The sequence below is a fragment of the Actinoplanes palleronii genome (assembly GCF_016862315.1).
GTDB lineage: Bacteria > Actinomycetota > Actinomycetes > Mycobacteriales > Micromonosporaceae > Actinoplanes > Actinoplanes palleronii.
Window position 1 is genome coordinate 1 of record NZ_BOMS01000039.1, and the last position, 11,964, is coordinate 11,964.

Annotated in this window: 9 protein-coding genes; all 9 read right to left on the minus strand. The window is 66.9% G+C overall.

Annotated elements, in window-relative coordinates:
• Positions 1-3,992 precede the first annotated feature (3,992 nt).
• Complete coding sequence (locus Apa02nite_RS13435) at positions 3,993-4,625, minus strand: VC0807 family protein (RefSeq protein ID WP_203825307.1); 633 nt, start codon at positions 4,623-4,625, stop codon at positions 3,993-3,995.
• Positions 4,626-5,072: 447 nt separating this feature from the next.
• Positions 5,073-6,167, minus strand: a complete 1,095-nt coding sequence (locus Apa02nite_RS13440; RefSeq protein WP_203825308.1) for a ParB/RepB/Spo0J family partition protein — start codon at positions 6,165-6,167, stop codon at positions 5,073-5,075.
• A complete protein-coding gene (locus tag Apa02nite_RS13445) occupies positions 6,164-7,204 on the minus strand; it encodes an AAA family ATPase (RefSeq protein ID WP_373872925.1) in 1,041 nt (346 codons plus the stop codon). Before Apa02nite_RS13445 ends, Apa02nite_RS13440 begins: the two co-directional genes overlap by 4 nt.
• An 819-nt stretch (positions 7,205-8,023) precedes the next feature.
• A complete protein-coding gene (gene rsmG, locus Apa02nite_RS13450; protein WP_232344807.1) occupies positions 8,024-8,686 on the minus strand; it encodes a 16S rRNA (guanine(527)-N(7))-methyltransferase RsmG in 663 nt (220 codons plus the stop codon).
• A gap of 328 nt (positions 8,687-9,014) precedes the next feature.
• On the minus strand, positions 9,015-9,647 hold the full coding sequence (locus Apa02nite_RS13455) for a Jag family protein (RefSeq protein ID WP_067702015.1): 633 nt from the start codon (positions 9,645-9,647) through the stop codon (positions 9,015-9,017).
• A 136-nt stretch (positions 9,648-9,783) separates the two neighbouring features.
• Positions 9,784-10,809 carry a membrane protein insertase YidC gene (yidC, locus tag Apa02nite_RS13460; RefSeq protein ID WP_203825309.1) on the minus strand — a complete coding sequence of 342 codons (1,026 nt, stop codon included), beginning with the start codon at positions 10,807-10,809 and terminating at the stop codon, positions 9,784-9,786.
• A 1-nt stretch (position 10,810) separates the two neighbouring features.
• The gene (gene yidD / locus Apa02nite_RS13465) at positions 10,811-11,068 is read right to left on the minus strand and encodes a membrane protein insertion efficiency factor YidD (protein ID WP_083972273.1); all 258 of its coding nucleotides are present in this window, start codon (positions 11,066-11,068) and stop codon (positions 10,811-10,813) included.
• A complete protein-coding gene (gene rnpA, locus Apa02nite_RS13470) occupies positions 11,065-11,421 on the minus strand; it encodes a ribonuclease P protein component (RefSeq protein ID WP_083972272.1) in 357 nt (118 codons plus the stop codon). Before rnpA ends, yidD begins: the two co-directional genes overlap by 4 nt.
• 36 nt (positions 11,422-11,457) lie before the next feature.
• Positions 11,458-11,595 (minus strand): 50S ribosomal protein L34, encoded by a 138-nt coding sequence (gene rpmH, locus Apa02nite_RS13475; RefSeq protein ID WP_067702010.1) that lies wholly within the window; start codon positions 11,593-11,595, stop codon positions 11,458-11,460.
• Positions 11,596-11,964 lie beyond the last annotated feature (369 nt).

Here is an 11,964-nt window from a genome sequence, read left to right on the forward strand (position 1 = left end):
CCCCGCTCCCCGCTCCCCGCTCCCCGCTCCCCGCTCCCCGCTCCCCGCTCCCCGCTCCCCGCTCCCCGCTCCCCGCTCCGCGGAAGGATCAGCAGCCACTCCGACGACCTTCCCCCGCCGGCTATCTCGACCCTGCAGCGAAGGCCACGCGCAGCCCTCCAGGAGCGCTCCCCCTTGATTCAACTCAGACCTCCACTCGCTCGCTGAGGTAAACCCGCCAAGCCACAACCGGGACACCAGCCGTCTCGGCGAAGGGCACCACCCCCTGCCGCGAACAATGAACACAGCAGGCAAGCGAGCAGCGCGAGCTCGTGTCCGAAAACGCTGACACTCAAAAAGCCAGAAGGGGCACCAGCCTCAGCTTCCGGCGCAGTCCGGACCCTGGAGCCGGAAGGCGCCCGTTTCACGTGAAACACCATCGTGATGCCAGTCACTGATCCCGAAGGGAAGTTCAACTCCGTCCCCTTCGCTCGACCCCACCGCAGGCGACCCCGGCTCGCACCTAGGCCATCCTCTGCAGACCAAACCAGGGCCCCCTAGCCATCAGCTGTCGAACGAACCCTCTTGTCGTCTCCACGGAGAAATCCGATCCCGCGCGATACAAGTTGCACCGCGCCCGACCGCCTCCTTCTGGCGTCCTCGCTATGCGCTCGCACGTAGGGCCGCCTGATGGAGCGCTGTATTTCCTATGCTCGCGCCTGTCTTCAGACCGTCGCCAACTCGGCAAGAACGAACCCCCCTTCGGACCCAGGCACCTGCCAGCTGGATCACGCACCAACCACGTGGTCGAGTACACAAACCGTTTCAGCACAGCGCTCCCAGATCTGGATTCTCAGATGTACTCGTATCGGGGCCAGGCCGAACTAGCCACCGTGACCGACCCAAACTGAACCCGCCCCAGACGAACAAAGTCGGGCCAAGGCGCGCGAGACCCCAGACCAAACACGGCCGAGCCAGACAGCTTCTTCGCTCGCCAAGCAAGCCGAGCAAACCGGGGACCGAGCAAGCCGGGAGCCGAGCAGTCGGGAGCCGGCAGCCAAGCAGCGGGCAGCCGGAGCGGGCAGTCGGGCGGCGGGCAGTCGCGGGCATGCGGGCGAGAGACCCATCCTGCGACGCGAAAATTCAGGCTGCAGCACGGGCGAAATCACCGAGCCGCATTCCACCGACTTTGCCGCGCCTTGCTCACTGACTCATCGCTGCACAACAGCCGGGCCACTGCCAAGGAGGTTGAGCGGCGGCCACGATCTACGACAGACGACCGGCTACCCGAGGCCACGGATACCAGCCGTCCCCCAGGACTCTCAGACGGATGCGGGAGTTGTCGGCGCCCGCCGTCGAGGGGCGGTTGCGCGAGGGCCCTCATGGTTCAACCCACCAAACAAGGCTCTACTCAACGAACTGCAGCCACTCACCGCGGACCGAAACGACCTGAGCTCACTAGACCCGGGGCTGGGTTCCAGAGTCGAATACGCCTTCCGTAAGGATCGAGCCGGCCAAAGACCTTGATCTCAACGGTGGTCGACGACCCCCACTCAGCCGGCTTCGCCCTCCAGCACAACAACAGAGAGGCGAACTGATGCCGAGCCGGACGCACGGTTCGCACTAGCCAACTCGCGGCCGGAGGGGTTCTGACTCCCTCGGACAGCAGCCTTGGAGGAGCAGGGCACCACGCCCTATCCCGCGGGCGGACTGTCCTTGCACCGGAAAGGGAAGGCGCTCGGAGCAGGCAGAGCCCGTGCGAGTCGACCGCGGGCATACAACGTCGACGACGACTGGTAGGGATACCTCACTAGCGCCGACCTATCCCACAAGCCTGGGTTGGGCGATTGAGCCGGCGGGTTCGCATCGGGCGCAACGGCACTCCCGCCTCCACTCCCGCAAATAGGTTCGCCGAGCCACTCTGCTCCCAAGAAGGCCGAAATCTGCGCCCGCCGGTCCCTAAAATCCGGGCACGCCGTTTCACGTGAAACACCGGCCCGACGGGCGTTCAGCACTCCACGACGAAACGACCGACACCGAACCTGCGCCGACCGGCTGCGGACCATGCCAAGCCAACTGATCGCTCGGAACTCGGAACTCGGAACTCGGAACTCGACGAAAGCCTCTTCAACCGTCGGCCACCAACGGGCATCACGCCGGCCCAGGCCGCCCCGGACGACATGTGCCTTCCGCACGCACCAAGCCACGCCGACACCGCGCGGGCTGCCTAGCCCGCCGCATCCATCAACTCCCCGCAGGCCCGGTTCGCACATCTGTGAACCGCAAATGCAGCTCGCCGGAAGGCCTCACGCGGAATGCGCGAACATCATCCAGGCGACAACCCCCAGCAGGATCAAGACATCAACAACAGAGCCGGCCGCACGCCAGCCGACACCCCGCCAAATGCAGGAGTCAGCACACGGTCAAATCCCTAACAAGATCGCGCTCGCCTCCAGGGCACCGGGCACCGGGCACCGGGCACCGGGCACCGGGCACCGGGCACCGGGCACCGGGCAGAATATTGCTGCCCGAGAACCGCCATGCGTCAGCTGGGTCTCCAAACAACATCTGGAGAGCAGTCTCGGGCAGAGGCCAACGCCAGCGTCGGAACGGGTACGACCCGTTTCACGTGAAACATCGCCGGAGGATCCTCCGACCGGGTGTCCGGACAAGCCGTCAAAGACGCCGGCACCGTCAGACCGAGACGCACTACGCCTCGCTCGGCATGTGCCCTTCAACCAGGGACACACCGCCAGTCGTTTCTCCGACCTGACCACCGAACCGGTCACCAGCCAAACGCAGATACGTCAGCCGCGGCCGCCGGCAGGAACGGCACGCGACGGGCGACGGGTGACGAGCAGCGGGCGGTGCGCCACGGGCGACATGCGGCGGCGGGCGGCGGTGGGCGGGCGGGCTGCGAGCGGCGGGCGGGCGGGCGGCGGCGGGCGGGCGGGCTGCGAGCGGCTGCGAGCGGCGGGCGGCGGCGAGCGGCGGGCGGCGGCGAGCGGCGGGCGGCGGGCAGTAACAACTAAAACCATCTCTGACGGATCGCCTTGGGTAGAGACCGGCAGCGAGCCCACCGCTCGCTGACCCCAACGCGACTCCCTTCCATCGGCGAGCCCCGAACGCCGATGGAACGGCGTCCGCAGATTCGGCCAGCCAACAGATCCAGCGGTCGGCGATCCAAGTGCGTCAGCCAGCATGCCTCGCGCGTGCGGGCCGGCAGTCGCCCCGGTCAACCGCCCTACCAACGGTCTGCACACCTCGCGGTCCAGCCAGCAGCCAGGTGCGAGCCTTGCTGCCGCAGAGCTTCTGACTGAGCTATCGAACGCGGTGACGCGATTTGCCGCAACGGTTGCTGCGGGTTGCCGGCTTGAGCACCGAGGCCGATTTGGGTCAAGAATGCAGCGCTGTTGGCGGCCCGGATCGGCAAAGCTGCTCGACGCTCGACGCTCGACGCTCGACGGCGCTGGGACACCGGGACACCGGGACACCGGGACACCGAGACGCCGGGACACCGAGACGCCGGGATGCCGAGACGCCGGGATGCCGAGACGCCGGGATGCCGAAGCCCTAAGGCCGAAGCCTGAAGCCCAAGACCTGAAGGCCCGAAGACCCGAAGCCCGAGACCTGAACGCCCGAAGGCCCGAGGCCCGAAAGCCCGAAGGCCCAAGCGCCTGAGACGGATGCCGGGACACCGAGCACCGGGCCCCAAGCCGGCCTGATCTCCCCAGTGCCCAAAGCGAAGACCTAGGTCCAACCGCGACCAAAACAAACACCTCGCCGGGCAGGCAACCATCAAAAACTCGAACCCCGCCAAGCAAAGCACGCCAACCGCAGATCATCCGCAGGCTCGGACGCCACCGCACATAGGGGCGCCGGATAAAGAAAGGGCGGGCAAAAAGCCCGCCCACCAAGCGCTAAACAATCAACACGACCCCAGACCCACACCCCGCACAGGCCGCCGAGATCCGACTGGCGTACCAACTCGGCAGATGGCAAGCACCAACCGATCAAGCACTGACAAGAGCGCTCCCCGCAGCCCGCTCGCGCCGGGCAACGTAGCGACCGTTCCAAGCAATCAACAACCCGAACGTGACGACAGTCAACCCCGTGGAAAGACCGACCATCACGTCAACCGGAAGAAGAAAAACAAGAACAACCCGGAGTACGGCCTCAGCCAGCAACCCACCACCCCAAACCACCGAAGCCACCCGGTGCCCCCGCCGGACGTCCGCACTGCTCGCATACGCAGCGGCAAGCTCCTCCGCCTTCGCCGGCATGAAGCTCTGCTGCGCCGACAAAGTCAACGGCTTGGTCCCCCGGAACGCAGTCACCAGGAACAGCACCCCGACCACCGCGGCCATGGCCGAATGCTTGATCAGCAAGAATCTCGGGTCCCCCGTCAGCAGGGTGAAGAGAAGCCCCACCCCGAAGACCGCTCCCATGACCATCGCGAAGTGGCTGAGTGCCCGGCTCCGAACAGCGACCCAGACGATCCGGGCGCCGGCAGCCACCGTGCCCGCCAGAAGCGCGGTGGTGTCGTCCGCCCCCAACGCGTGCAGACCGTAAAACGTGATCAGCGGAAGACCGAGGTCGGCAGCCATCGAGCGGACCATGGCGCCCATGCCGGAATCGAGTCGCATCGCAGAACTCCTCTGAAGCGGCCGCTCCTCATCGGCGGCGATACATCGATCCTCGCCGCCAGGACGTCATCCCCGGGACGACCAACCCACCGAGACCACCTGTCCACCACTCGACGGACACCACTCGACGGACACCATGCCCCCGCAGCCGTCGCGGGACCACCGAGCCGATCCGTCGAGGGCCACCGACCCCCAAAAGCAACGCTATGAAGAGCGACTCACCTCCAACCCCTCAAAAGCGATAAAACCTCCCATCCTAAACCCGCCTCCCCCAACACGCGCCCCCACGCAAAACCCCAGGAGAATGGCTCTCACAGAACCCGAAAAAGCAAAAAGGCACGCGCCAAAACGCGTGCCTTTCTCATCCCGACCAAAAGCCAGGACCCAAGCCCAACCCGAAGACCCGAAGAGCCGAAAACCCGGTCCACCCCGAAAAAGTAGGAACCCCTACTCCTCCGCAGTATCCGACCGAGCCCCCTCCTCCTCAACCCCGATCATGCCCACTATCCGCTCAAGATCATCAACGGTCGCGAACTCGATCGTGATCTTGCCTTTGTTCCGGCCGATGTCGACCTTCACTCGAGTGTCGAATCGATCCGACAACCGCTCCGCCAAGTCGCTCAGCGCCGGAGCATGCACCTTGGCCCGCCGCGTCGGCGGCGTGGTCGTCTTGGCCGGCCCGTCAAGCTCGGCCATCTTGACGATCTCTTCGGTCGACCGAACCGACAGCCCTTCCTTGACGATCCGGATCGCCAGATCCTCCTGGGCCTGGGCGCCCTCGAGACCGAGCAACGCGCGAGCATGCCCCGCGGAGATGACTCCGGCCGCGACCTTCCGCTGCACCGTCGCCGGCAGGTTCATCAGCCGGATCGTGTTGGAGATCTGCGGCCGGCTGCGACCGATGCGCCGGGCGAGCTCCTCGTGCGAGACCCCGAACTCCTCGAGCAGCTGCGAATACGCCGCCGCCTCTTCCAGCGGGTTCAGGTTTGCCCGGTGGATGTTCTCGAGCAGCGCGTCCCGCAGCATGGCGTCATCGGGCGTGTTCCGGACGATCGCCGGGATCGTCTCCTTACCCACCGCCTGCGCGGCCCGCCACCGGCGCTCGCCCATGACCAGCTCGTACCGGCCGTCGCCGAGCTCGCGGACCACGATCGGCTGCAGGAAGCCGACCTCCTGGATCGAGGTCTTCAGCTCCTCCAGGGCCTCTTCGTCGAAGACGTGCCGTGGCTGCTTGGCGTTCGGCTCGATCGACGACACCGGCAGCTCGGCGAAATACGCCCCCGGAACCGGCGCGAACTCGTTCTCGCCGAGAGGCGCGAGAGGCGCGACAGCCGCCGGCGCGGGTGCGGGCACCAGGGCCACCGGCGACGGTGAGGCAGCCGCCGGCAGGCCGTCAGGGGCCACTACAACCGCTGCAGTGGGTGCCGAGGCGACAGCCACGGAAGCACCGTCCGAGCCGTTCTCGATCGGCTCAGCGGCAGGCGCCGTGGGGATCAACGCGCCTAGGCCGCGGCCCAAGCCACCCCGCGGACGGTTCTTCATGCCGTTCCTCCTGTGTTGACCCCGCGCACCGCGATCTCCAGCGCCGCCTCGAAATAGCTGGTGGCGCCCCGTGATCCCGGATCGTAGGTCATCACCGACTGGCCGTAGCTCGGAGCCTCCGAGACTCGCACGTTCCGGGGAATGACCGCGTTCAGAACCTTGGTTCCGAAGTGGTTCCGCACGTCCTGCTCCACCGCGTCGGCCAGGCGGGTACGCCGGTCGTACATGGTGAGCAGGATGGTGGAGACGTCGAGGGTCGGGTTCAGGTGCTGCCGTACCAGATTGATGTTGTTGATCAGCTGGTTGAGGCCTTCCAGCGCGTAGTACTCGCACTGGATCGGAATCAGCACCTCCTGCGCCGCGCAGAGCGCGTTGACGGTCAGCAGACCGAGCGACGGCGGGCAGTCGATGAAGACGTAGTCGAACTTCTCCGGGTGGCCACTGATCGCGCGCTGCAGCCGGGACTCCCGGGCCACCACCGAGACCAGCTCGATCTCGGCGCCGGCCAGGTCGATCGTGGCCGGCACGCAGTACAGATTGGGGATGCCCTCAACCTGCTGGGCCACCTCGGCCAGCGGCACGTTCTCGATCAAGCAGTCGTACACATCCGGGACGCCGGCGTGGTGTGGCACGTTGAGGCCGGTCGAGGCGTTGCCCTGCGGGTCCAGGTCGACAACCAGCACCCGATTGCCGTGAAGCGCGAGCGCCACCGCGAGGTTCACCGTGGTGGTCGTCTTGCCGACGCCACCCTTCTGGTTGGCGACGCAAATCACCCGTGGGTGGTCCGGGCGCGGCATGATGATCTCGCCGCTCGGGTTGAGGATCTGCACAGCTCGCAACGCTTCCATGGCCAAGGGCGGATCGTCCTCATCCCCGCTCGGCGTTTCACGTGAAACATGCTCGTCGGGCTGTACTGATGCACCGGAAGTGGGTGCGCCAGGGCCCGCGGCGGCCGAAAGTGGCCCCGCAGACCCGACTGGGGGACCCGACCGGGGTGCTGGCGCGGGACCACGGAAATCGTCCGATCGGGGTGGCACTGGCGTGCCGTAGCCATAGTTGCCGGATGCTGCTGGACCGTAACCGCCCGGCCGGGGCAAAGGAACGCCCTGCTCACCGAGGTTCGGGCCGCCAGCGTTCACTCCCGACGACCGGTCGAGAGGCGACTCGGTTTCACGTGAAACACCGTACTCATGCACCGCTTTATCCCTGTTGGCTAGGAACGGGTCGGCCGGCGAAACGTGTGTTCCGGCGGGAGGAATCCGGTCCACACTATCGACGCCTGGCCAGCCTACGGCCGTCGGGCGACCGTCGCCATTCCCGTGCACAGGATGAGTTGTGCGCAACGCCGCATCGTCATCGTCCGCCGACCCCACAAAAACCATTACGCCTGACACAAGGCGCAAAGTGCCGCCATACCCGCCGACTGCATCGGGGTCAGGGCCGTCCCACCCGTCACTGTCCGTCTCCGAAAAACCCTTTCCGGTACGACCATCGCCCGCACCGGACGGCACTAATCCGGTCGTATCGACGGTCTCAGCCGTGGTTTCCCGTGAAACATCACCCGCCGACAACACCGGTTCGAGGGACAACGCCGCCACAGGAGTGTGCAAACCGGAGTTCCCCCGGCGCCCACTTCTATCGGCAAACTGGTCCTCGTCCGGAACGTTCCGAGACGACTCCGCCGTGACAGCACGCCACGCATTCCGAGCCGCGGCAAGCCCGGCCGACAGCGGCCGTTCGCCGGCCGACGGCGGGGACTCCCCAGCCGCCGGCTCCCGTCGTACCTCAAAGGTTTCTGACGCCACGGGGTGCGCCTTGCGCGCATTCCGCTTCTTCGCAGCACCCCGTCTGGCCATCTAACCCCTCCGTGTAGTCCCCCGCCCGCGATCACGGTCCCGGGATCGCGCATCACCGGATTTACGACCCGTCTTCTTCGGAGCCTTCAACTCCCGCTCCTTGACGATCTCCACCACCCTCGCGGGCGGGTCGATCAGGCCTACCCCGCACAGCCGGACCTCCGGCTCCCCGCCACCGGCCCGCGTGATCGCGGCTCGATGCTCTTCGACCTCCTCGGCCGCCAACGCCCCCTTGAGCGCCAGCAACCTGCCCCCGACCTTGGCCAGCGGCAGACACCACCCGGCCAGCTTGTCCAGCGACGCCACCGCCCGAGCGGTGACGATGTCCGCACCGCCGGCCTCCCCCACCACGTCCTCGGCCCGGCCGCGCAGCACCGTGACGTTGTCCAGGCTGAGCTCGGCGACCACCTCGTCCAGGAACGCGGTACGCCGGGCCAGCGCTTCGACGAGAGTGATGCGGAGATCCGGTCGTGCCACTGCGAGCACGATACCGGGCAAACCGGCACCAGAGCCCACGTCAACCACCGAAGCGCCGATAGGGAATAAGTGGGACACAACCCCACAGTTGATCAGGTGACGTTCCCAGAGCCGGGGCGTCTCTCTCGGTCCGATCAGCCCCCGCACCACCCCGTCGGTGGCGAGCAGCTCGGCGAACCGCCCCATCACGCCGAGACGGTCCCCGAAAACCTCGGTCGCCACCGCGGCGAACTCCTCCGGCGGCCGGGAGACGTCCTCCACCACCGGTGACGAATCCACCGGTGACGGATCCACCGGTGACGGATCAGAAACGGGCGAGGAAGAACTCAAGCTGTGCTCCGGGTGAGAACCGACAGAGGAACGAGAACCGGCAGAGCCGACAGGGCCGGCCGAAAAAACAGAGCCGGCAGAAAAAACAGGGGCGGCAGGCGAATCAGGGGCGGGGAAAGACGACGGCCCGGGCGTCACAACGCCCGGGCCGAGGTCACCCGCGCCGAAGCGTGGGTCTGTCATGTCAGTCGGCCACGCGAACCACGATGCGCCGGCTCGGCTCCACACCCTCGGACTCGCTCTGCACGCCCGCGATCGCGTTCACCACGTCGTGCACGCACTTGCGCTCGAAGGCCGACATCGGCTCCAGGCGGACCGGCTCGCCGTGCTCCTTGACCTTCTCAACGGCGTTGCGCGCCACCGCGGCCAGTTCCTTGCGCCGCGACGCGCGGTACCCGCCGATGTCCAGCAGCAGCCGGCTCGGCGACCCGGTGGCCCGGAAGATCGCCAGGCGGGTCAGCTCCTGCAGCGCCTCCAGGGTGGCGCCGCGCTGACCGACCAGCGGCTGCAGCCGCCCGCCGACCACCTCGACCATCGGACGGCCCGCGGAGACCAGCTCGTCGATGTCACCGTCGTAGTCGAGGATGTCGAGCAGACCCTCGATGTAGTCCGCGGCGATCTCGCTCTGCCGGAACAGGTCGCTGTCCGTGGTGACGCTCTCCGACTTCTTCGTCTCCGCAGCCGGCTCGGAAGCGGCAGCGCCGGCCTCGACGTCCGCGGTCAACGAAACGGCAGCCTCGGGGGCCACCGACTCGGCGACAGCGGCAGGGGCCTCCGCGGATGCGTCGGAAACAGGGGGAGTACTGGTGTCGGTCACGGTCTCATCTCCGTTGTCACTCGGGCCGAACCGAATCGGTCCGCTGTTTCCCGCGCCAGCAAGGTGCGCACGTGTCGCGGGGAGGTCTGTAGCAAGGGGAGCGCGCGGAGCCGGGTGACCCGGCCCCGCGCCGCGATCATCCCTTGGGTTTGTTCGCCGGCCGGGCGCCCTTCTTCGGATTCACCGGTTTGGCACCGGGCTTCGGGGCGAGCGCCTTCGTGTCGACCACCGGGGTGACCGGCTCCGGAGCGGCACTCTTGCGGCCGAACAGGCCACCGGTACGGCCCGGCTGCACCGGGTTCTTCAGGTCACTCGAGGTCGCGTTCGCCGCGCGGGTGGCCGAGGTGCTCTTGTTGCCGGCCATCGGCGGCGGCGGGAACTTCCGCAGCACCCACTGCTGTTGGCCCAGGGTGAACAGGTTGTTCGTCACCCAGTAGATGACCACACCGATCGGGAACAGCGAGCCGGAGATCAGCAGCGAGAACGGGATGCCGTAGAGCATCAGCCGCTGGATCATCTTCTGCTGCGGGTCCTCGGCCCAGCCGGTCTTCAGGATCATCTGGCGGCTGGTCAGGAACGTCGTGCCCATCATGACCAGGACCAGGACGCCGGCCAGGATCTTGACCGTGGTGCCGTCCGCGCCGAGAACGGCCAGCTCCGCGTCGGTCGAGCCGAACTTGGCGCTGATCGGGGCGTTGAACAGGTGCGCACCGGACGCGCTGGTGAACTGCTCGAGCGACCAGCCGTAGATGGTCTTGAGTCGCTCCGGCAGGTCGGGCTGCAGGTGGCGCAGCACGTGGAAGAGCCCCAGGAAGACCGGGATCTGCAGCACCATCGGAAGGCAGCCCATCAGCGGGTTGGCCTTCTCGACCTTGTACAGCTCCATCATTTCTTTCTGGAGCGTCTCCCGGTCACCCTTGTGCTTCTCCTGCAGCGCCTTGACCTTGGGCTGCAGCGCCTGCATGGCGCGCTGGCTCTTGATCTGCTTGACGAAGACCGGGAAGAGGATGACGCGCAGCGTCACCACCAGGAAGAAGATCGAGAGGACCCAGGCCCAGTTCGTCCCGAGCACGCGACCGTCGGGAACCCCGATCGCGTCCCAGAGGGCATGCCAGCGAAGGAGGATCCACGAAATGGCGTAGTAGATCCAGTCGAGACTCAATCTAAGCTCCAGTCACATCGGCAGGACGGTGACGGATCGGGTTAGGCACCGGGTCGTACCCGCCAGGGTGGAAGGGATGACAACGCAGGAGCCGCCAGATCGCCAGGCCCGTCCCTCGCAAGGCGCCGTGCCGCGCCAGTGCCTCCTGGGCGTACGCGCTGCACGAGGGGTAGAACCGACAGCGGGCCGGCAGCGCCGGACTCAAGTATCGACGGTACGCGACGACCACGGCCGTCAGGAGCCGGGCAGCCAGGCTCATCGCGGCCGCCGAGGACGGCGGGCGGATGCGATCGCGCCCTCCAAATCGGTCGCGAGATCTGCATATCCGGCCTGAGCGGCCGGCGGCAGAGCCCGCACCACCAGAGAGGCTCCCTGGGGAAGATCAGCGAGCAACGGCCGGACGAGGTCACGCAATCGGCGTCGAACCTTGTTCCGGACCACCGCGTTGCCCACGGCTTTGGATACGACGAAGCCGGCGCGCGCCGTGGAGGCGTGCGCCGGCTCCTCGATAAGCAGGTGAACGACCAGAGTTCCGCGGCCGGCACGACGGCCACCACGGATCGCTGCGGCGAAGTCCGAACTACGCCGCACTCGTTGCGTCGCGGCCAGCACGGCTACCTGGACATTCTTACCGGGCTAAGTGTCGGCTCAGGCCGACAGCGTGCCGCGGCCCTTGGCCCGGCGGGAAGAAAGGATGGCGCGCCCGGCACGGGTGCGCATCCGCAGCCGGAAGCCGTGGGTCTTGGCGCGCCGGCGGTTGTTCGGCTGATAGGTGCGCTTGCTCACGTCAGAACTCCGTCTTCAACTACGTCAGGGGGCATCCAGCTGCAAGACGCCACTTTATCAGAGTGCGGCGGAGCAACCGCTCAACCCTACGCAGGGCGGTTGCAGCGGTCAACCATATCCTGGGTCGGCACGCCGACATGGAGGAACCCCCCTACAACCACCTGGTCTTTCCACGCACAAAGTGAATCTTTTCCTGCGGACGAGCAGGGGATGGCGCGGGCAGCGGTTGTAGTCCCCCGGCAGGCGCTGTTAGCGTGCGCGGTTGCCGGTCCTACCTGGTCGTTCATTTACCGCGAAGCAGCGGCCAAAACCGGACAAGCAGGTGGATCGTTCGCCTCGGTGAGCCTGTTTCAAGCCCGCGCCGCTACA

Coding starts and splice junctions, on each gene's coding strand:
- rsmG (WP_232344807.1), bottom strand. CDS start 8,686: ATGGGGCGGTTCGCCGAGCTGCTCGCCACCGACGGGGTGGTGCGGGGG.
- yidD (WP_083972273.1), bottom strand. CDS start 11,068: ATGAGCCTGGCTGCCCGGCTCCTGACGGCCGTGGTCGTCGCGTACCGT.
- Apa02nite_RS13440 (WP_203825308.1), bottom strand. CDS start 6,167: ATGAAGAACCGTCCGCGGGGTGGCTTGGGCCGCGGCCTAGGCGCGTTG.
- Apa02nite_RS13435 (WP_203825307.1), bottom strand. CDS start 4,625: ATGCGACTCGATTCCGGCATGGGCGCCATGGTCCGCTCGATGGCTGCC.